This is a genomic window from Micromonospora narathiwatensis (genome assembly GCF_900089605.1).
In the GTDB taxonomy this organism is placed as follows: domain Bacteria; phylum Actinomycetota; class Actinomycetes; order Mycobacteriales; family Micromonosporaceae; genus Micromonospora; species Micromonospora narathiwatensis.
In genome coordinates this window covers 71,785-89,763 of the sequence record NZ_LT594324.1, presented here as the reverse complement: position 1 = coordinate 89,763, position 17,979 = coordinate 71,785, and the positions used below count along the sequence as shown (strand labels likewise).

22 protein-coding genes are annotated in these 17,979 nt (G+C 74.4%); 7 read left to right on the top strand and 15 right to left on the bottom strand.

The window, feature by feature from the left end; translation table 11 throughout:
• Positions 1 to 190 precede the first annotated feature (190 nt).
• On the top strand, positions 191 to 721 hold the full coding sequence (locus GA0070621_RS00380) for a type II toxin-antitoxin system PemK/MazF family toxin (RefSeq protein WP_091190244.1): 531 nt from the start codon (positions 191 to 193) through the stop codon (positions 719 to 721).
• Positions 722 to 745: 24 nt separating this feature from the next.
• Here GA0070621_RS00380 and GA0070621_RS00375 read toward each other — a convergent pair whose 3' ends face one another.
• The 9 genes from GA0070621_RS00375 to GA0070621_RS00335 all read right to left on the bottom strand — a co-directional run bounded on the left by GA0070621_RS00375 (position 746) and on the right by GA0070621_RS00335 (position 9,143).
• Positions 746 to 1,759, bottom strand: a complete 1,014-nt coding sequence (locus tag GA0070621_RS00375) for an ADP-ribosylglycohydrolase family protein (RefSeq protein WP_091190240.1) — start codon at positions 1,757 to 1,759, stop codon at positions 746 to 748.
• A 31-nt stretch (positions 1,760 to 1,790) separates the two neighbouring features.
• Entirely contained in the window at positions 1,791 to 2,159 is a 369-nt protein-coding gene (locus GA0070621_RS00370; RefSeq protein ID WP_167666457.1) for a VOC family protein, read from the bottom strand.
• A gap of 36 nt (positions 2,160 to 2,195) precedes the next feature.
• Complete coding sequence (locus tag GA0070621_RS00365; RefSeq protein WP_091190232.1) at positions 2,196 to 3,200, bottom strand: uroporphyrinogen decarboxylase/cobalamine-independent methonine synthase family protein; 1,005 nt, start codon at positions 3,198 to 3,200, stop codon at positions 2,196 to 2,198.
• Positions 3,201 to 3,304: 104 nt separating this feature from the next.
• A complete protein-coding gene (gene mnmA, locus GA0070621_RS00360) occupies positions 3,305 to 4,378 on the bottom strand; it encodes a tRNA 2-thiouridine(34) synthase MnmA (RefSeq protein ID WP_197673933.1) in 1,074 nt (357 codons plus the stop codon).
• A 37-nt stretch (positions 4,379 to 4,415) separates the two neighbouring features.
• Positions 4,416 to 5,591 carry a cysteine desulfurase family protein gene (locus GA0070621_RS00355; RefSeq protein ID WP_091190225.1) on the bottom strand — a complete coding sequence of 392 codons (1,176 nt, stop codon included), beginning with the start codon at positions 5,589 to 5,591 and terminating at the stop codon, positions 4,416 to 4,418.
• A 210-nt stretch (positions 5,592 to 5,801) separates the two neighbouring features.
• On the bottom strand, positions 5,802 to 6,761 hold the full coding sequence (locus GA0070621_RS00350) for an electron transfer flavoprotein subunit alpha/FixB family protein (RefSeq protein WP_091190221.1): 960 nt from the start codon (positions 6,759 to 6,761) through the stop codon (positions 5,802 to 5,804).
• A gap of 9 nt (positions 6,762 to 6,770) precedes the next feature.
• Positions 6,771 to 7,550 (bottom strand): electron transfer flavoprotein subunit beta/FixA family protein, encoded by a 780-nt coding sequence (locus GA0070621_RS00345; protein ID WP_091190218.1) that lies wholly within the window; start codon positions 7,548 to 7,550, stop codon positions 6,771 to 6,773.
• Between the two features lie 388 nt (positions 7,551 to 7,938).
• Entirely contained in the window at positions 7,939 to 8,349 is a 411-nt protein-coding gene (locus tag GA0070621_RS00340) for a hypothetical protein (protein ID WP_197673932.1), read from the bottom strand.
• Entirely contained in the window at positions 8,346 to 9,143 is a 798-nt protein-coding gene (locus tag GA0070621_RS00335; protein ID WP_091190214.1) for a GNAT family N-acetyltransferase, read from the bottom strand. The genes GA0070621_RS00340 and GA0070621_RS00335 overlap by 4 nt, the downstream gene beginning before the upstream one ends.
• Before the next feature lie 41 nt (positions 9,144 to 9,184).
• Here GA0070621_RS00335 and GA0070621_RS00330 point away from each other — a divergent pair, with 41 nt between their 5' ends.
• The 3 genes from GA0070621_RS00330 to GA0070621_RS00320 are packed head-to-tail and all read left to right on the top strand — an operon-like array spanning position 9,185 to position 10,300.
• Positions 9,185 to 9,568 carry a YidH family protein gene (locus GA0070621_RS00330; RefSeq protein ID WP_091190209.1) on the top strand — a complete coding sequence of 128 codons (384 nt, stop codon included), beginning with the start codon at positions 9,185 to 9,187 and terminating at the stop codon, positions 9,566 to 9,568.
• Positions 9,568 to 9,867 (top strand): DUF202 domain-containing protein, encoded by a 300-nt coding sequence (locus GA0070621_RS00325; RefSeq protein WP_091190206.1) that lies wholly within the window; start codon positions 9,568 to 9,570, stop codon positions 9,865 to 9,867. The genes GA0070621_RS00330 and GA0070621_RS00325 overlap by 1 nt, the downstream gene beginning before the upstream one ends.
• 28 nt (positions 9,868 to 9,895) lie before the next feature.
• Positions 9,896 to 10,300 carry a PLD nuclease N-terminal domain-containing protein gene (locus tag GA0070621_RS00320; RefSeq protein ID WP_091190203.1) on the top strand — a complete coding sequence of 135 codons (405 nt, stop codon included), beginning with the start codon at positions 9,896 to 9,898 and terminating at the stop codon, positions 10,298 to 10,300.
• A 39-nt stretch (positions 10,301 to 10,339) separates the two neighbouring features.
• Here GA0070621_RS00320 and GA0070621_RS00315 read toward each other — a convergent pair whose 3' ends face one another.
• The gene (locus GA0070621_RS00315) at positions 10,340 to 11,962 is read right to left on the bottom strand and encodes an acetolactate synthase (RefSeq protein WP_091190199.1); all 1,623 of its coding nucleotides are present in this window, start codon (positions 11,960 to 11,962) and stop codon (positions 10,340 to 10,342) included.
• Positions 11,963 to 12,070: 108 nt separating this feature from the next.
• On the bottom strand, positions 12,071 to 12,844 hold the full coding sequence (locus GA0070621_RS00310) for an enoyl-CoA hydratase/isomerase family protein (RefSeq protein ID WP_091190195.1): 774 nt from the start codon (positions 12,842 to 12,844) through the stop codon (positions 12,071 to 12,073).
• 98 nt (positions 12,845 to 12,942) lie between these two features.
• Here GA0070621_RS00310 and GA0070621_RS00305 point away from each other — a divergent pair, with 98 nt between their 5' ends.
• Positions 12,943 to 13,464: a DUF6232 family protein gene (locus tag GA0070621_RS00305; RefSeq protein WP_091190191.1), complete on the top strand. Its 522-nt coding sequence runs from the start codon at positions 12,943 to 12,945 to the stop codon at positions 13,462 to 13,464.
• Here the strand turns inward: GA0070621_RS00305 and GA0070621_RS00300 are convergent.
• Positions 13,410 to 13,835 (bottom strand): nuclear transport factor 2 family protein, encoded by a 426-nt coding sequence (locus GA0070621_RS00300; protein ID WP_091190187.1) that lies wholly within the window; start codon positions 13,833 to 13,835, stop codon positions 13,410 to 13,412. The two genes, GA0070621_RS00305 and GA0070621_RS00300, sit on opposite strands and share 55 nt — an antisense overlap.
• 345 nt (positions 13,836 to 14,180) lie before the next feature.
• Between GA0070621_RS00300 and GA0070621_RS00295 the strand changes: the two genes are divergently transcribed.
• Positions 14,181 to 14,663, top strand: a complete 483-nt coding sequence (locus GA0070621_RS00295; RefSeq protein ID WP_091190184.1) for a DUF6232 family protein — start codon at positions 14,181 to 14,183, stop codon at positions 14,661 to 14,663.
• Between the two features lie 7 nt (positions 14,664 to 14,670).
• Here the strand turns inward: GA0070621_RS00295 and GA0070621_RS00290 are convergent, their stop codons facing one another.
• Positions 14,671 to 15,123: a rhodanese-like domain-containing protein gene (locus GA0070621_RS00290; RefSeq protein WP_091190180.1), complete on the bottom strand. Its 453-nt coding sequence runs from the start codon at positions 15,121 to 15,123 to the stop codon at positions 14,671 to 14,673.
• 71 nt (positions 15,124 to 15,194) lie between these two features.
• On the opposite strand from GA0070621_RS00290, the gene GA0070621_RS00285 reads away from it, so the two are divergent.
• Complete coding sequence (locus GA0070621_RS00285) at positions 15,195 to 16,163, top strand: helix-turn-helix domain-containing protein (protein WP_091190177.1); 969 nt, start codon at positions 15,195 to 15,197, stop codon at positions 16,161 to 16,163.
• 5 nt (positions 16,164 to 16,168) lie between these two features.
• On the opposite strand, the gene GA0070621_RS00280 is transcribed toward GA0070621_RS00285, so the two are convergent.
• Both GA0070621_RS00280 and GA0070621_RS00275 read right to left on the bottom strand, forming a co-directional pair.
• Positions 16,169 to 17,068 carry a ribokinase gene (locus GA0070621_RS00280; RefSeq protein ID WP_091190174.1) on the bottom strand — a complete coding sequence of 300 codons (900 nt, stop codon included), beginning with the start codon at positions 17,066 to 17,068 and terminating at the stop codon, positions 16,169 to 16,171.
• Positions 17,069 to 17,085: 17 nt separating this feature from the next.
• A complete protein-coding gene (locus tag GA0070621_RS00275; RefSeq protein WP_407940363.1) occupies positions 17,086 to 17,937 on the bottom strand; it encodes an ABC transporter ATP-binding protein in 852 nt (283 codons plus the stop codon).
• Positions 17,938 to 17,979 lie beyond the last annotated feature (42 nt).

The window sequence follows — 17,979 nt, the reverse complement described above, 5'->3', positions numbered from 1 at the left end:
GTGATCGCGTTACTCCCGCACGGTAGCGGGCGGGGCTGACAATCGTCCCGCCACCCGCCCTGACCTGGGCACCGGCACCCGCCGGCCCGGCGTCGGCGGCCTACCGACGCGCCGTCCGGCGCGGCGGCCGGGGCCGTGCGACGATCGCCGGACGGCGGTGGACCGCACGGGACGAGAGGCAGGGGTAGGAATGCCCGACTGGGTGCTCTGGGCGGCGCTGATCGTGGCCGCCGTGGCGGCCGGCTGGCTGTGGAGCGAGTGGCGCGCTCGCCGCGCGGCCCGGCCGGGGCGTGGCGGCGCCCGGCCGAGCCGGACGGGGGCGGCCGGCGGTCGCCCCGGCAGGCCGGCGCGGGGGCGGACCGGCGCGGCACCCCGGCCACGGGACGCCGACCGGGGAGCGGAGGCGCCGCGCCCCGGCGAGATCTGGTGGGCCGACGTGCCGTACGCCGACGGGACCGGCTCGAAGGTGCGCCCCTGCCTGGTGCTGCGGGTCGACGGCCTGGGCGGCGAGGTGCTGAAGATCACCAGCCAGGACAAGTCGGACCGGGACGATCACGTCCCCATTCCGACCCGGAGCTGGGACCCGGACGCCGACCACGACAGCTTCCTCGACATCAGCGAGCCCATCCCGGTCCCCGCCACCGCCTTCGCGGATCGGGCCGGCACCTGCGACCCCGCGCTCTGGCGTCAGCTCCGCCGGCTGCCCCACCTCACCCCCTGACCCTTCCGGCCCCGAAGTCAGCGGTCAGTCGTGCGGTGCGGCGAGGGCGGTGAGCTGGCCGGCGTACTCGATGCGGGCGGACCACTCGGCGGGCCAGGCGGACATGCCGTGGGCCGCGCCGACGAACGCGCCGGCGAGAGCGGCGATCGAGTCCGAGTCGCCGGCCGTGGTGGCGCCCCGGGCCAGCGCGCCGACCGGGTCGTCGGCGTGCCGCAGCGCGCAGAGCAGCGCGGTCGCCAGGGCCTCCTCGGCGATCCAGCCCTCCCCGGTGAGCCGGCACGGGTCGTCGCCGTCGTCCGGGTGGGCCAGCGCCGCGTCGAGCAGGCCGAGCACGCGCAGGCAGTCGTCCCAGCCCCGGGCGATGAACGCCGCCGGTGTCGTCTCGCCGGAACGCCGCCACAGGTCGCCGAGCCAGTCGGCCCGGTAGACCGTCCGCTGCTCCCGGGCCCGCGCGGCGAGCAGTCCGGGCAGTTCGGCGAGCGCGGCACCGTCGCGCAGCAGCCGGACCGCGTACGCGGTCAGCTCGCTGGCCGCCAGGCCGGTCGGGTGGCCGTGGGTCAGCCCGGCCTGGAGCTGGGCCAGCCCGGCGAGCGTGTCGAGGTCGACGTCGAGCAGCCCGACCGGGGTGACCCGCATGTTCGCCCCGCACCCCTTCGATCCGGCCACGGTCGCCTCCTGCCAGCGGATGCCCCGGTCCAGCTCGGCGCAGGCCCGCAGGCAGGTCATCCCCGGCGCGCGGTTGTTGTCCGGGCTGACCGCCCAATCGAGGAACCGCCGCCGCAGCAGCGGCTCCACCACCTCCGGCGCGTACGCGGGTGCGTCGTGCAGCGCCCAGGCCACCGCGAGCGCCATCTGGGTGTCGTCGGTGACCAGGGCCGGGTCGCCGGCCAGCTCCCGGGGGCCGGCCGGGCCGTACCGGCGGACGATCTCGGCGACGGTGAGGAACTCGGTGGGGCGCCCCAGAGCGTCACCGTAGGCAAGGCCGAAGAACGAACCGGAGGCACGGCGCGGAGCGGAGTCGATCACGATGGCGATCATGCCGCCCGGGCGCAAGCCGCAGCCGCCGTGGTCAGTCCCAGCAGAGGCAGAACGGGTGCCCGGCCGGGTCGGCGTAGACCCGGAAGCCCTCGCCCTCGCCGGGCAGCCGGCGCGCGCCCAGGGCCAGTGCCGCCTTCTCCGCCGCCTCGATGTCGTCCACCGTCACGTCGAGGTGGAACTGCTGCGGCCGATCCGGGTCGGGCCACTGCGGCGCACGCAGGCCGGGCGCCTGCTGGAAGGCGATCCGGGGCTGGTGTCCCGGCGGGCCGCCGAGCACCACCCACTCGTCACCGTCGGAGTTGTCCTCGATCAGCGGCAGGCCGAGCAGCTCGGCGTAGAAGCCGGCCAGGGCACGCGGGTCGGGGCAGTCGATCACCGTGGAACGCAGTCGTCCAACCATGCCGGTCATCCTGCCCCCGAGGTACGACAGGAAACCTCACTCCTCGTGGAGCCGCCGCCCGGCGTCACGGCAGGCCGTGAGGACCGCCCGGGCGTACGCCGGGGTGGCTCCGGCCAGGCCGCAGACGGGGGTGACCACCACCTGTTCGGCGAGCCGGCGGCGGGGGAAGCCGAGCCGGTCCCAGAGCTGTCGTACCCGATCGGCGACCTGGGCCGAGCTGGGGGCGCGCCCGGCGGACGGGGGCAGCGCGGGCGCGGCGCCGGCCAGCAGCCCGAGCCCGGCGTCGATCGCCTCGCCGAGCGGATCCAGGTCGGTGACCAGGCCGAGATCGAGGGCGACCCCGACCGCCCCGGCGGTCCGGATCAGCTCCAGCGGCACGTCGGGCGCGCAGCAGTGCACCACGGTCGGCACCCCGGCCGCCTCGATCACGCGACGCAGCAGCGTCCGGGCGACCTCCGGCTCCACCGCCCGGTACGTGCCGAAGCCGCTCTCCGTGGGTACCCGGCCGGCCAGCACCGCCGGCAGGGACGGCTCGTCGAGCTGGAGCAGCACCGACGCGCGGGGCAGCCGCCGGGCGACCGCCTCGACGTGCCCGCGCAGCCCCTCGGCGAGCGAGCCGGCGAGGTCGCGGAGCGCGCCCGGGTCGCGGACCAGCCGGCCGCCGATCGGCAGTTCCAGCGAGGCGCCCAGGGTGAACGCGCCGGCCGCCTGGATCTTGACGGGGCCGGCGTACTCCTCGGCCTGTTCGGCGAGCTGGTCGAGATCGCGTTCCAACAGGTCGCGGGCGCGGCGCAGGTCCCGGCCGGGGCGCGGGGCGATCCGCCAGCGGGCCGCGTACAGCTCGACCGGCAGCTCGACGAGGAGGCCGGCGGTCCGGCCGATCAGGTCCGCGCCGGGGCCCCGGGCAGGCAGCTCCGGCAGGTGCGGCAGGGCGGGCAGCTCGCCGAGCACGATGCGCTGCGCCTCGCCGATGTCGGTGCCGGGCAGCGAACCGATGCCGGTCGCCGCCCCCGAGGGCCAGGGCCAGGGCTGATCAGTCACCGCCGCAGACTATCCGCTGCCGGGTCCGCTCTCGGCGCGGACGCCCGCCGTGTGCTCGCCGAAGATCAACGGTGGTGGGAGTCCGGGCCCGGGCAGCGGCCGGGTCAGCCGGTGATGGTGGCGGAGCCGAGCACCACGTCCCCGGCCGGGTCCGGCCGGTACGCCACGATCGCCTGGCCGGCGGCCACTCCGCGGGCCGGGCGGCGCAGGTCGGCGCGGAGGCCGTCGGCGGTCAGCTCGACGGTGGCCGGCACCACGTCGCCGTGCGCCCGTAGCTGCACCTCGCACTCGATCGGCGCGGCCGGCCGGTCGCCACCGGTCCAGACCGGCCGGGTGGCCCGGACCTGGGCGACCTCCAGCGCCTCGGCCGGGCCGACCGTCACGGTGTTGGTCTTCGGGGTGATGGAGAGCACATAGCGGGGGCGGCCGTCCGGGGCGGGCCGGTCCAGGTGCAGACCGCGCCGCTGCCCGACGGTGTACTGGTAGGCGCCGCTGTGGCTGCCGACCACCCCGCCGGTGAGCGCGTCGACCACGTCGCCCGGGGCCTCGCCGAGCCGCTGCGCCAGGAAGCCGCGGGTGTCGCCGTCGGCGATGAAGCAGATGTCGTGCGAGTCGGGCTTGTCGGCCACGGCGAGGCCCCGCCGGGCGGCCTCCGCGCGTACCTCGGCCTTGGTGGAGTCGCCGAGCGGGAAGATCGACCGGTCGAGCTGCTCACGGGTCAGCACCGCGAGGACGTACGACTGGTCCTTGGCCACGTCGACGCTGCGGCGCAGCAGCCCGTCCGGGCCGAGCCGGGCGTGGTGGCCGGTGACCACGGCGTCGAAGCCGAGGGCCACGGCGCGGTCCAGCACCGCAGCGAACTTGATCTTCTCGTTGCAGCGCAGGCACGGGTTCGGGGTACGGCCGGCCGCGTACTCGGCGACGAAGTCGTCCACCACGTCGGCGTGGAACCGGTCGGCCATGTCCCAGACGTAGAACGGGATGCCGATCACGTCGGCGGCCCGTCGGGCGTCCCGGGAGTCCTCCAGGGTGCAGCAGCCCCGGGCGCCGGTGCGGTAGGTCTGCGGGTTGCGGGCCAGCGCCAGGTGCACCCCGGTCACGTCGTACCCGGCCGCCACCGCCCGCGCCGCCGCCACGGCGGAGTCCACCCCACCCGACATCGCCGCCAGAACCCTCACCGGCCCACTCCCCTCGTCCTCACCGAGGGTATCCGGATCAGCGGGGGGTACGGAGAGCGGCCGCGCGCCGGGCCCGCTCCACGGTGGCGGGCAGCGCGGCGATGAGGGCGTCGACGTCCGCCCGGGTGCTGGTGTAGCCGAGAGTGAACCGCAACGACGACCGGGCCCGGTCGTCGTCGGCGCCCATCGCCAGCAGCACGTGCGAGGGCTGGGCCACCCCGGCGGAACAGGCCGAGCCGGTGGAGCAGGCGATGCCCTGGGCGTCCAGGAGGAGCAGCAGCGCATCCCCCTCGCAACCGGTGAAGGAGAAGTGCGCGTTGCCGGGGAGCCGGTCGACCGGGTCGCCGTTGAAGACCACCTCGGGGACCGCCTGCCGGACCCGCTCCACCAGTTCGTCGCGGAGCGCGGCGACCCGGGTCGCGTACTCCTGCTGGCCCTTCACCGCGGCCTCGACGGCGACCGCGAAGGCCACGATGCCGGCGGTGTCGAGGGTGCCGGAGCGGACGTCGCGCTCCTGGCCGCCGCCGTGCAGCAGCGGGGTGGCGGCCACGTCGCGGGCCAGCAGCAGCGCGCCCACGCCGGCCGGACCGCCGAGCTTGTGGCCGGTGACGGTGAGCGCGGAGACGCCGCTGGCGGCGAAGTCGACCGGCACCTGGCCGACCGCCTGGACCGCGTCGGTGTGGAACGGCACGCCGTGCTCGGCCGCGACCGCGGCCAGCTCGGCCACCGGCTGCACCGTGCCCACCTCGTTGTTCGCCCACATCGCGGTGACCAGGGCGACCCGGTCGCCGTGTGTGGACAACTCGGCGCGGAGCCGCGCCGGGTCGAGCCGGCCGGTGGCGTCGACCGGCAGCCAGCCGACCTCGGCGCCCTCGTGCCCGGCCAGCCAGTCCACCGTGTCCAGCACCGCGTGGTGCTCGACGGCGCTGGAGACCACCCGGGTGCGGTCGGCAAGTTCGGCGCGACGGGCCCAGAAGATGCCCTTCACGGCGAGGTTGTCGCTCTCCGTGCCACCCCCGGTGAAGATCACCTCGGAGGGGCGGGCACCGAGCGCGGCGGCCACCCGTTCGCGCGACTCCTCCACCCGCCGCCGGGCGCGCCGGCCGGCGGCGTGCAGCGACGACGGGTTGCCCACCTCGCGGGCCGTGGCGACGTACGCCTCCAGTGCCTCGTCGAGCATCGGGGTCGTCGCCGCGTGATCCAGGTATGCCATCCCGTTCAGCCTAACGGCCGAGCCGCGTCGTGCCGGGTCCCGGACCACCCCTCGCGGGCCGGGACCGGATTGTCCATCCCGGCACGATGCGGATGTCCCCGCTCGGTAGGCTGAACCGAGGGGTCACCCTGACGAGCTGATCGGCGGGCCGGCTCAGCTCCCCGGCCCGCCGATCAGCTCCCTTTCGCCCGTACGGGGGAAGGGGAGCGCTCACCGGCGCTTGCGGATCTCCTCGGCGGCCTGCGGGACGACCTTGAACAGGTCGCCGACCACGCCGAAGTCGGCCAGCTCGAAGATCGGCGCCTCGCCGTCCTTGTTGACCGCGACGATGGTCTTCGAGGTCTGCATGCCGGCACGGTGCTGGATGGCGCCGGAGATGCCCAGCGCGATGTAGAGCTGCGGGGAGACGGTCTTTCCGGTCTGACCCACCTGGAACTGGTGGGGGTAGAACCCGGAGTCGACCGCCGCGCGGGACGCGCCGACCGCGCCGCCGAGCAGGTCGGCCAGCTCCTCGACCAGCTTGAAGTTGTCGGCGTTGCCGACACCGCGACCGCCGGAGACGACGACCGACGCCTCGGTGAGCTCGGGGCGGGAGCCCTTCTGCTCGGCGACCCGCTCGACGACCCGGGCCAGCTTGTCGGCCGCACCGACGGAGACGGCGAGCTGCTCGACGGCCGGGGTGGCCGGGGCCGGGGCCGGGGTGAGCGAGTTCGGCCGGACGGTGACCAGCGGGAGACCCTTGGTGACCTTGGACTTGACGATGGTGGAGCCGGCGAAGGCGACCTGGGTCGCGGTGCCGTCGGCGGCGAGGGCGACCACGTCGGTCAGGATGCCGTTGTCCAGCTTCACGGCGAGCCGGGCGGCGATCTCCTTGCCCTCCTGCGACGAGGCGAGCAGCACCGCGGCCGGCTGTACCCGCCGGACGAGGTCGGCCAGCACGGTCGCCTTCGGCGCCACCAGGTAGCCGTCGATCTCCTCACCCTCGGCGGCGTAGACCTTCTCCGCCCCGTACTCGCCCAGCTTGGCGCTCAGCGCCTCCGCCGCGCCGGCGCCACCGAGCACGACCGCGCTCGGGGTGCCCAGCTCACGGGCGAGGGTGAGCATCTCCAGGGTGACCTTCTTGACGCCGAACTCTCGGGTGGCTTCGACGACGACGAGAACCTCAGACATGTCCAGACCTCACACGAACTTCTCGGTGGCGAGGAACTCGACCAGCTTCACGCCGCCCTCGCCCTCATCGGTGATCTTCTCGCCGCCGGAGCGCGGCGGGCGCTTGGTGTGCTCCAGCACGGTGCTGGTCGCCCCGTCGAAGCCCACCTCGGAGGGGGCGACGCCCAGGTCACCCAGGGCGAGCGTCTGCACCGGCTTCTTCTTGGCGGCCATGATGCCCTTGAAGGACGGGTAGCGCGGCTCGTTGATGGTGTCCCAGACGGAGACCACGGCCGGGGTCGAGGCGGTGACCACCTCGTAGCCCTCCTCGGTCTGCCGCTCGACGGTCAGCGTGGTGCCGTCGACGGTGAGCTTGCGGGCGCCGGTCAGCGCGGCCACGCCCAGCCGCTCGGCGATCATGTGCGGCAGGACCTGGACCCGGCCGTCGGTCGATTCCGCGCCACAGATCACCAGGTCCGCGCCCAGCTGGCCGAGGGCGGCGGCGAGCACCTTCGAGGTGGTCACGGCGCAGGAGCCGTGCAGGGCGTCGTCCACCACGTGCACGGCCTTGTCCGGGCCCATGGAGAGCGCCTTGCGGATCGACTCGGTCGCCCGGTCCGGACCCATGGTCAGGATGGTGACCTCGCCGCCGTGCGCCTCCTTGATCTTCAACGCCTCCTCGACGGCGTACTCGTCCATCTCATTGATGACGTTGTTCGCCGAACCGCGGTCGACGGTGTTGTCGTCAGCACGCAGGTTGCGGTCCGCGCCCGAATCGGGCACCTGCTTGACGAGTACGACGATGTTCATCGCGCTTCGACGACCCTCCTGTTTGGTGTAGCGATCCCTCGCCCGGTCACGGGCGCAGCCTCCCGCGTGACTTAACGATCGGTCAACTGCGGGCCGCTGTGCACTTGCCCACGGGCCAATGTTACCCACAAGTAGCATGCCCTCTCGGGAGCCTTAGAGTGACACAGCTCACCGAGGGGCGGAGCGGCGGGTAAGCTCCCGAATCGGGAGGTGACGTACATGTCGGAAAATTGCGTTCCGGTCGTCGTACGCGAGGCGGCGGAAGGCACCGGCACCTCCCGCCGCCCCTGCCGTCGGATGCTCCCGGACACCTACCGGTGTGCCTGCGGCCGGGTCCGCGACCGCTGCGTCCGGGCCAGCGTCCGGACGCTCTGGTCCGCCCAGCCGCTCAGACCGGCTCGGCCAGCGCCACCCTGATCCGCTCCAGCACCGCAGCCTCGGCCGCAGTCACGCCATGATGGGCCTGCGCCACCTGGTCGGCCGCAGCCAGCACCACCGACCGGTACACCTCGACGTCCCCCGGTGACTTCGCCCGCAGGATCACCACCGACCGGCTCAGCGCGGGCAGCACGATCGCCTCGATCTCCAGCGCGGAGTCCCGGGGCAGCTCCGGCAGCGGGCCGGTGGTCAGGGCCTCCTTCACCACCCCGCTGGCCGCGCCGAACGCGCCCGACGCCGCGATGCTCTCCCGCACCATGGCCAGCATCCCGGGCTCGGCGTTGGAGACCAGGAAGACAGCACCGAACGCCCCCGTCTTGAGGGTCAACCGCTCGTCCGCCGTCAACCGTTCCATGATCATGGAGTGTAGACGTACGGGGTGGTCGTGGTGACCGCAACGAGCCCGAGCCGCTCCAGGATCGGCCGGCTGTCCGACGAGCAGTCCACCTGCACCAGCGCCTTCCCCCGCTGCTCGGCCAGCCGCGCCCGGTACGCCACCAGCGCCCGGTAGACGCCCTTGCGCCGCCACTCCGGCAGCGTCGAGCCGCCCCACAGCGTGGCGAAGCTGGTGTCGCGCAGGTAACGCACCCAGCCGGCGCTGACCACGGTTTCGCCCGCCTCGGCCACCACCACCGTGATCGACTGCGGGTCGGCCTCGATCTCCTTCGCCAACCCGGTCACCAGGTGGCTGCGGTCGGCGTGCCAGACCGCCTCCTCCATCGCGCGGATCCGCTCCAGGTCCTCCCGGGCGGTGACCTCGCGCAGGCGTACCCCGTCGGGCAGGACCGGGACGGCGGCGGCCAGGGCCGCGACCGGGCCGACCACGACGGTCTCCAGGTCATCCGGGACGAACCCGGCGGCGCGCAGCCGGTCACCCAGGTCGGCCGGCTCGTCGTGGCCGTTGAGCTTCCACTCGACCGCCTCGCCCCGGCGGCGGAAGAACTCGACCTGCCGGTTGATCAGCGCGTCCAGGTCCGCGCCGGCCAGCCCGTCGAGAGTCCGGTAGGTGAGGAAGCCGCCGTGGTCCAATCCGACGATGCGGACCAGTGGGCCGTCCCGCTCGACGGTCACCCCGGCCGGCAGCGGGTCCGGGATCTCCGGGCGGATCTGGAGGTCGTATGCGTCGCGCAGGGTCCGCGCGTCAAGGTCGGTCATGCTGACAGGCTAGGCAGCGGGCAAAGCGGATAATCGGCGATGTGTGGCAGGCGATCAGGCGGTGGTTCGACCCGCGCGAGTTACGGTCGGTCGGCAGTACGCCGGACTACCGCTTCTCGCTGGCCAACGAGCGGACCTTCCTGGCCTGGCTGCGTACCGGGCTGGCGCTGGTCGCCGGCGGGCTGGCCGCCGCGCAGTTCCTGCCTCCGCTCCCGCTGGCCCACCTGCGCGAGGCGATCGCCATCGCGCTGCTGGTGCTCGGCGCCACCGTCGCGATCCGGGCGGTCGACCACTGGGCGCGTACCGAGCGGGCGATCCGGCTGGGCGAGGAACTGCCGGCGTCCCGCTTCCCGGCGATCCTGGCCCTCGCCGTGGCCGTGGGGGCGCTGCTGCTGGTGATCGTGGTCCTCGTCCGGGGCCTCTGATGACCGGCGACCCCGGCCTCCAGCCGGAGCGGACCCGGTTGGCCTGGCGGCGTACGTTGCTGACCCTCACCGGGGTCACCCTGCTGCTGGTCCGGCTGGCGCTCGGCGGCGGGCTCACCGGCGCCCTGCTGGCCGGGCTCGCCGTGGCGGGCTGGCTCGGCGCGCTCGGGGTCACCTGGCGGCGGGCCACCGGCACCGGCCCCCGGTGCGCGGACCGCTGGGCGTTCCCGCTGGCGGCGCTGACCGCCGCCGGTTTCGCGCTGCTCGGTGCCGTGCTGGTGCTACACGGGCTGCGCTGACCGGCATCGCTGCGCGATGATGTCCGGCATGGCACGCCTCTACGGGTTCCTCTTCCTGGCCCAAGTCGTACTCGCCGTCTTCGCGCTGATCAGCTGTCTCTCCGCCGAGGAGGGGGAGATCCGGGCGCTGCCCCGGATCGCCTGGGTGCTGATCATCCTGTTCTTCCCGCTGGTCGGCTCGATCGCCTGGTTCGCCGCCGGGCGGGAGCCGACCGCCCGGCGGTCGCCCACCGCCTGGCCGATGGGCAACGGGTTCTCCGAGCGGGAACGCCGACCGGTGGCGCCGGACGACGACCCCGCGTTCCTGTCCTCCCTCGCCGACCGGGCCCGCCGGGACGACCAGGAGCGCCTGCGCCGCTGGGAGGACGACCTGCGCCGGCGCGAGGATGAGCTGCGCCGGCAGGAGGGCGACCGGGACCGGCCGGAGGTCTGAGCACGGCCGCCGGGCGCGGGCCGGGCGTCGCCCTGGTCGTCAGGCCAGGTTCGACGACCGGGGGTACGCGTCCGCCGGGTCGGTGAGCACGTTGACCAGGTACGGCACTCCGGCGTCGAAGGCGCGGCCCAGGGCCGGACCGAGTTCGGCGGCCTTCTCCACCGTCTCGCCCGCACCGCCGAGCGCCTCGACCACCCGGTCGTAGCGCAGGCCGGGCTGGAGGTCGGCGGCCACGTCGTAGCCGTACATGGCCCGCATCGGGTGCTTCTCCAGGCCCCAGATGCCGTTGTTGCCGACCACGATCACCACGGGGAGCTGCTGCCGGACCAGGGACTCCACGTCCATCAGCGAGAAGCCGGCCGCGCCGTCGCCCATCAGCACGCAGACCTGCCGGTCGGGGTGGGTCACCCGGGCCCCCATCGCGTAGCCCATGCCGGTGCCGAGGCAGCCGTACGGGCCGGGGTCGAGCCAGGTGCCCGGCTGCGCCGGCTCCAGGTACTTTCCGGCGTACGAGACGAAGTCGCCGCCGTCGCCGATGGTGATCGCGTCGGCGGCGAGCACCCTGCGCAGCTCGCCGTAGACCCGGGCCGGCCGGATCGGGTCCGTCTCGGCGGCCATCTCCTCGGCGTCGCGGGCCTTCGCGGCGTCCTCGGCGGTACGCAGCTGGGCGATCCAGTCGGCGTGGTCGGCCCGGTCGCCGGGGTGCTCGGCGAAGGCGGTGAGGATGAGCCGCAGGTCGCCGGCGGGGCTGGCGGCCGGCTGGACGTGCCCGGCGCGCTGGCTGGGCGCGTCGACGACGTGCACGACCCGCGCGTCGCCGAAGTCGCCGAAGCCGAGCCGGAAGTCCAGCGGGGTGCCGACCACCACGACCACGTCGGCGCCCTTGAGGGCGACCCGGCGGGCTTTGGCGAAGGCGAGCGGGTGAGCCGGGGGCAGCGCGCCCCGACCCATGCCGTTGGTGAAGACCGGCGCCTGGAGCGACTCGGCGGCAGCGCGCAGGGCGTCGACTGCGTCGCCCGCGTACACGTCGGAGCCGGCGATGACCACCGGCCGGGACGCGCCGGCGATCAGCCCGGCGGCCTTCGCGACCTCGTCCGGGTCGGCCTCGATCGGTTCGATCGGGGTGACGGCCGGCAGGTCGGCGTCGCCGGCGGAGAAGACCGCTTCGAGGGGGAGGTCGAGGAAGGCCGGGCCGCGGTGCGGGGTGCGCGCCGCGGTGAGCGCGGCGGTGACCGCACGCGGGATGTCGTCGGCGCTGAAGACCGTCTCGGCGTGCTTGGTGACCGGGGCGACCAGCGGCAGGTGGTCCAGCTCCTGGAGGCTGCCGGAGCCCCAGCGGAACTGCGGGGCCCGCCCGCCGAGCACCAGCACCGGGGAGGCGTTGAAGAACGCGCTGGTCAGGCCGGAGACACCGTTGGTGACGCCGGGGCCGGCGGTGAGCACGGCCAGGCCGGGGCGGCGCTGGAGCTTCGCCACCGCCTCGGCGGCGAAGACGGCGGACTGCTCGTGCCGGACGTCGTAGATCGGGAAGCCGGTCTTGTGCGCGGCGTCGTAGAGCGGGAAGACGTGCCCGCCGGAGAGGGTGAACATCTCCCGTACGCCGTGCGCGCGCAGCGCCGCCAGCGCCAGTTCGCCGCCGTGCCCCTCGACCCGTTCCGTCATCGCGACTCCCCTCGTCCCAGGACCGGAGTCACACGTTACTGGCCGGTAGGCAGAATGGGAACCGCCCTCGGGCCGGCGGCGGGGTGCGCCGCCGACCCGGACGGCGGATCAGCGGCCGGTGAAGTCCGGCTTACGCTTCTCGACGAACGCGGCCATGCCCTCGCGCCGGTCGTCGGTGGCGAAGAGCGCCGCGAAGAGCTGGCTCTCCCAGGCGAGGCCCGAGTTGAGGTCCATGTCCAGACCGCCGTCGACGGCCAGCTTGGCGGCCCGCAGCGCCTGCGCCGGACCGGTCAGGAACGGCCTCACCAGCGCCACCGCGGCGTCGTAGACCTCGGCGGCCGGGACCACCCGGTCGGCGAGCCCGATGCGCAGCGCCTCCTGCGCGTCGACCATCCGGCCCGTCATGATCAGGTCCTTGGCGCGCGCCGGGCCGACCAGGCGGGCCAGCCGCTGGGTGCCGCCGGCGCCCGGGATGATGCCGAGCTTGATCTCCGGCTGGCCGAGCCTGGCGTCCTCGGCCACCACCCGCCAGTCGCAGGCCAGGGCCAGCTCGCAGCCGCCGCCCAGGGCGTACCCGGTGATCGCGGCGACCACCGGCTTCGGGATCCGGGCGATCGCGCCCAGGGCGCTGGAGAGGTCGGCGGCCCGGTCGGCCATGTCCACGTAGGACATGTCGGCCATCTCCTTGATGTCCGCGCCGGCGGCGAAGACCTTCTCCCCGCCGTACACGATGACGGCGCGGACCTCGGCGTCGGCGGTGGCGGCGGTCGCCGCGGCCCGCAACTCCTCCTGCACCTGCGTGTTGAGCGCGTTCATCGGCGGCCGCTCCAGCCGGATGGTGCCGATGCCGTCCTTCACTTCCAGCCTGACGAACTCGCCCACGCTGCCCTCACTTCCTCGTCGAAGTCGCGTGCCAACCTTACGACCCGGCTCGTTGGGGTAGACAGTATGGTGTCCGCCGCGACACCCGGAGTGAGGCCATGATCACCTACTACGAGGACCGGTCGGTGCAGGTGACCTCCGCCGCCGTCCGGGTGGACGGGCGGTCCTATCCGCTGGCGGAACTGGGCCTGGTGTGGCACCGGCGGGGCGCCCGCTCCTGGCGGGTGCTCGCCGGCCGGGGCGCGATCGGCGTGGCCCTCGCCGGGCCGCTGGTGGCCGCCGCGCTCGGCGTCGGAATCGCGCTCCGGCTGCACCTCTCCCCCGTGGTCACCGTCGCCGTCGTCGGGGCGTCCGTGCTGGTCGGCCTCGGGGCCGGGCCGCTCGCCGACGTTCTGTTCGAGCGCCTCGACCGGTCGTACGCCCGGGGCAGCCGGGAGTTGGAGATGTGGGCGCGCTGGCGGGGCCGGCCGGTGCGGCTGCTGCGTACCGGCGACGCGCTGCGCTTCGGCCAGATCTACCGGGCGGTGCAGCGGGCGATGGAACGCGCCCAGGCGTCGTCACCGGCTCAGAACGCGATCGGCTCGTCCGGCAGCAGACCGAGGCCGCGCAGCAGGCCGTAGGTGTCCTGCTCGCCCCAGAACTGAACGATCCGCCCGTCGGCGAGGCGGTACATCTTGCAGGCGCTCTGCACCGTCGTGGCCCCGGTCGCTTCCCGCCGGTACGTCTGCGCCAACGAGACGACCACCCGGTCCTCCGCCGCGAAGATCTCCTGGATCTCCTGGCGGAGGACGGTCAGCCCGGGTGCGGAGATCGCCGCCTCGACGTGGTGCCGCCCGCGCACCGCCGCGCCGGAACCGTAGATCGCCACGTCCCCGGCGACCACCTCGGCCAACTCGGCCAGGTCCTTGGTGACGAACGTCCGCAGGTAACGCCGGACCACCGCGACATTGCGCTCCGGCTCGGTGGTGTCCGCCCCATCCCGGTCCGCCATGCCCGGGACGCTACCGGGACCGGCCCTTCCCCGCCGCCCGGCAAGGACCTGGGCACCGGTCAGCCCGGCCGACCACCGCCACTCCCGTACAGCGCCTTTGGAACTGATATCGCAAACAAATCGGCGTGCGGGCCCGAGCGGTCCCGGCCGAGCGGTCCCGGCCGAGCGGTCCCGGCCGAGCGGCCGGCGGGGTGGAGCGTGCCGGACCGTGCGGGGCGAACCGCGGCGATAGCGCAGACGATTCAGCTCCAAAGGCGGTGCCCACCCATCTCGGTGCGCACGGCATTCGCGCCACTGGACATCGCGGGCATCGTCCACCTTGAACCCGGATGGTTAGGCTAAGTGATGACCCTCTATTACCGGGACGACGCGGTACAGGTCACCTCCGAATCGATCCACGCCGGCGGGCACGTCGTCGCCATCGCCGACGTGACGTACGTCTGGCACGCCCGCGGCGCGACGACCATGGCCGTCCGGTCCCGGGTCCTCGGCCGGGGCGTGCTGGTTCTGCTGCTGTCGCTGCCGCCGCTCGCGGCGCTGGTCTGTGTGCTCTCGCTGGCCTGGGCCGCGCAGGACCGGGGCGACTGGAAGCTGGCGGTGGTGATCCTGGCCGCGTTCGTGGTCGTCGGGCTGGCGCTGACCCCGTTCCTGGAGCTGCCGCTCGGTTGGCTGGACCGCTCCTACGAGCGGGGCAGCCGGGTGCACGAGCTGTGGGTGCAGCACCACGGCCGAGAGGTGATGCTGCTGCGCACCCCCGACGCGTTACGGTTCGGCCAGATCTACCGGGCCGTGCAACGGGCCGTCGAGCAGCAGAGCGAGCACCGCTGACCGGCTCTCAGCAGTCGCAGGCCACGGTTGCGCGCACGGCGGTCAGCTCGTCCACTCGGCGGCGGACCGTCCCCGTCGCGGTGACCACCGGCAGCCCCTCCCGGACCCAGTACTCGAAGCCGCCGATCATCTCCTTGACCGGCCGGCCCAGCCGGGCGAACTCCAGCGCCGCCCGCGTGGCGCCGTTGCATCCCGGTCCCCAGCAGTACGTCACCACCATCGTCCCGGCGGGCACCAGCTCGGCGGCCCGGGCCGCGATCTCGGCGGTGGGCAGATGCAGCGCGCCCGGCAGGTGTCCCTGCTGCCACGCCGCGACGCCCCGTGAGTCGACCACGACCAGCCCCGGCGTGCCCGCTTCGAGGGCGGCGTGCACGTCGCTGACGTCGGTCTCGACGCTGAGCCGGGCGCCGAAGTGAGCGGCGGCGGTCGCCGGGTCGGCCGGCGGTGTAGAGAAGATCATGCCCCCGATCCTGAGCCGCCCCGGACCCCGGCGGGAGTGGCAGGATCGCCGTCCTTCGCTAACATCCCGCCATGCCTCCCGTCGACCGGACCGTGGCGGTGCTCGCGTACCCGGGGATGTCGGTGTTCGAGACCGGCATCGTCACCGAGGTGTTCGGGCTGCCCCGGCCCGAGCTGGGAGTCGACTGGTACCGGCTCACCGTCTGCACGGAGCTGCCCGGGCCGGTGCCGGTGGTCGGCGGCGCCGCCCTGCACACCCCGTACGGCCTGGCGGCGCTGGCCGGGGCGGGCACGGTGATCGTGCCCGGGGTGCCGGACGTGACCGTCGACCCGTCGCCGGCGCTGGTGGCCGCGCTGCGCCGGGCGCACCATCGGGGCGCCCGGCTGATGTCGATCTGCTCCGGCGCGTTCGCCCTGGCCGGTGCGGGCCTGCTCGACGGCCGCCGGGCCACCACCCACTGGCGGTACGCCGACCTGCTGGCCCGCCGGCACCCGGCGGTCACCGTCGACCCGGACGTGCTCTACCTCGACGACGGCGACATCCTCACCAGCGCGGGCAGCGCCGCTGGGCTGGACCTCTGCGTGCACGTGGTACGCCGCGACTTCGGCGCTGCGGTGGCCAACGCGGTCGCCCGCCGGCTGGTGATTCCGCCGCAACGGGACGGCGGGCAGGCCCAGTTCATCGAGGCGCCGGTGAGCGTCGACCCGGACGACGACCGGATCGCGGCCAGCATGGCCTGGGCGGTACGAAACCTCACCGAGCCGCTGACCGTCGCGGCGCTGGCCCGGCAGGCCCACCTGTCGGCCCGCAGCTACCTGCGACATTTCGCCCGGGCCACCGGCACCAGCCCGATCCGGTGGCTGATCGACCAGCGGGTTCGGGCCAGCCTGGCCCTGCTGGAGACGACCGACGCCCCGGTCGCGCAGATCGCGGCGGCGGTCGGCTTCGACAGCCCGGTCACCTACCGGCACCACTTCGGCCGGGCGATGCGGACCTCGCCGTCGGCGTATCGGCGGGCGTTTCGGGCCGGCCCGGCCTGAGCCGGTCAGGAGGGCGCGACGTACAGCTCGTCGATCTCGATCCGGCGGGGCAGCGCCACCGAGGCGCCGAGCCGGCGGGCGCAGGCGGCACCGGCCGCCGCCGCCCAGCACACCGCGTCGAGCAACTCCCGCCCCTCGCCCCAGGCCACCGCGAGGGCGGCGGTGAAGGCGTCCCCGGCCGCGGTGGAGTCCACCACGTCGACCTTCACCGCCGGGACGTGCACCGAGGTCCCGTCCCGGTCGACGTACCGGGCTCCCTCGGCGCCGAGGGTGAGCACCGCCCGGGGCACCAGGTCGAGCAGCGCCTCCGGCGCGTCCCGGCCCCGGCCGGTGAGCGTGCGGGCCTCGGTCTCGTTGACCACCAGCAGGTCCACCGCGGCGAGCAGCTCCGCCGGCACCGGCCGGGCGGGCGCCGCGTTGAGCACCACCCGGGTGCCGGCCGCCCGGGCCGCCACCGCCGCCTCGGTCACCGTCTCGACCGGCACCTCCAGCTGGGCGACCAGCACGTCCGCCTCGCGTACGGCGTGCAGCTCGCCCTCGGTGAGGCCGGTGAACGCGCTGTTGGCGCCGGGGACCACCAGGATGGCGTTCTCGCCCGTCGCGTTGACCATGACCAGGGCGACGCCGGAGGACCCGTAGACCACCCGGAGCTGGCTGGTGTCGACCCCGGCGGCGGTGATCCGGGCCTTGAGGGTGACCCCGAAGGCATCCGAGCCGATCGCGCCGAGGAAGGCGCAGGACGCGCCGGCCCGGACCGCCGCGATGGCCTGGTTGGCGCCCTTGCCGCCGGGCACCATCACGAAGTCGCTGCCCAGCACGGTCTCGCCGGGACGGGGCAGCGCGGCGGTGGTGCCGACCACGTCCATGTTGGCGCTGCCCACCACGGCGACCCGGGTCTGCGGCACGCTGGTCTCTCCTCGGATCAGGCGGCGCGGGCGGTCCAGCGGTCGCCGGAGCGCTCGACGACCAGGGGCAGGCCGAAGGTCTTGGACAGGTTGTCGGCGGTGAGCGTGTCGGCGAGCAGTCCCTGCGCCATCACGCCGCCCTCGCGCAGCAGCAGTGCGTGGGTGAAGCCGGGTGGGATCTCCTCGACGTGGTGGGTGACCAGCACCATGGCCGGCGCGTCCGGGTCGTACGCCAGCTCGGCGAGCCGGGCGACCAGGTCCTCGCGCCCGCCGAGGTCGAGCCCGGCGGCGGGCTCGTCGAGAAGCATCAGCTCCGGGTCGGTCATCAGGGCCCGGGAGATCTGCACCCGTTTGCGTTCCCCCTCGGACAGCGTGCCGTACGGCCGGTCCGCGAGGTGGCCGACGCCGAGCTGGCCGAGCAGCGCGTGGGCGCGCGCCTCGTCGACGCGGTCGTAGCTCTCCCGCCAGCGGCCGATCACCGACCAGGCCGCGGTGACCACGACGTCGGCGACCCGCTCGTCGGCGGGGATCCGCTCGGCCAACGTGGCGGTGGAGAGGCCGATCCGCGTCTGCAGCTCGTTGATGTCGGTGCGGCCGATCCGCTCGCCGAGGACGTGCGCGGTGCCGGTGGTCGGATACAGCCGGCCGGCGGCCAGGTTGAGCAGGGTGGTCTTGCCGGCGCCGTTCGGGCCCAGCACCACCCAGCGTTCGTCCAGCTCGACCTGCCAGTCGATGTCGTGCAGCAGCGCGGTGCCGGAGCGCTTGACGCCGACCCCGTCGAGGCTGACCACCAGATCAAGGTCACCAGTCACCGGTCCATCCAACCACGCAGCCCGCGGGTTGCCCCCCACGGGCGGCGCCGCCGCCATATGGTGGGGCGCCGTGTCGTTGGTCACCATTACCCGAGGACG

Excerpts from the sequence above, each read along its gene's own strand:
- GA0070621_RS00380 (WP_091190244.1), top strand. The coding sequence starts at position 191 with ATGCCCGACTGGGTGCTCTGGGCGGCGCTGATCGTGGCCGCCGTGGCG.
- GA0070621_RS00375 (WP_091190240.1), bottom strand. The coding sequence starts at position 1,759 with ATGATCGCCATCGTGATCGACTCCGCTCCGCGCCGTGCCTCCGGTTCG.
- GA0070621_RS00370 (WP_167666457.1), bottom strand. The coding sequence starts at position 2,159 with ATGGTTGGACGACTGCGTTCCACGGTGATCGACTGCCCCGACCCGCGT.
- GA0070621_RS00355 (WP_091190225.1), bottom strand. The coding sequence starts at position 5,591 with ATGGCATACCTGGATCACGCGGCGACGACCCCGATGCTCGACGAGGCA.
- GA0070621_RS00350 (WP_091190221.1), bottom strand. The coding sequence starts at position 6,761 with ATGTCTGAGGTTCTCGTCGTCGTCGAAGCCACCCGAGAGTTCGGCGTC.
- GA0070621_RS00345 (WP_091190218.1), bottom strand. The coding sequence starts at position 7,550 with ATGAACATCGTCGTACTCGTCAAGCAGGTGCCCGATTCGGGCGCGGAC.
- GA0070621_RS00340 (WP_197673932.1), bottom strand. The coding sequence starts at position 8,349 with ATGATCATGGAACGGTTGACGGCGGACGAGCGGTTGACCCTCAAGACG.
- GA0070621_RS00335 (WP_091190214.1), bottom strand. The coding sequence starts at position 9,143 with ATGACCGACCTTGACGCGCGGACCCTGCGCGACGCATACGACCTCCAG.
- GA0070621_RS00325 (WP_091190206.1), top strand. The coding sequence starts at position 9,568 with ATGACCGGCGACCCCGGCCTCCAGCCGGAGCGGACCCGGTTGGCCTGG.
- GA0070621_RS00320 (WP_091190203.1), top strand. The coding sequence starts at position 9,896 with ATGGCACGCCTCTACGGGTTCCTCTTCCTGGCCCAAGTCGTACTCGCC.
- GA0070621_RS00315 (WP_091190199.1), bottom strand. The coding sequence starts at position 11,962 with ATGACGGAACGGGTCGAGGGGCACGGCGGCGAACTGGCGCTGGCGGCG.
- GA0070621_RS00305 (WP_091190191.1), top strand. The coding sequence starts at position 12,943 with ATGATCACCTACTACGAGGACCGGTCGGTGCAGGTGACCTCCGCCGCC.
- GA0070621_RS00300 (WP_091190187.1), bottom strand. The coding sequence starts at position 13,835 with ATGGCGGACCGGGATGGGGCGGACACCACCGAGCCGGAGCGCAATGTC.
- GA0070621_RS00295 (WP_091190184.1), top strand. The coding sequence starts at position 14,181 with ATGACCCTCTATTACCGGGACGACGCGGTACAGGTCACCTCCGAATCG.
- GA0070621_RS00290 (WP_091190180.1), bottom strand. The coding sequence starts at position 15,123 with ATGATCTTCTCTACACCGCCGGCCGACCCGGCGACCGCCGCCGCTCAC.
- GA0070621_RS00285 (WP_091190177.1), top strand. The coding sequence starts at position 15,195 with ATGCCTCCCGTCGACCGGACCGTGGCGGTGCTCGCGTACCCGGGGATG.
- GA0070621_RS00275 (WP_407940363.1), bottom strand. The coding sequence starts at position 17,937 with ATGGCGGCGGCGCCGCCCGTGGGGGGCAACCCGCGGGCTGCGTGGTTG.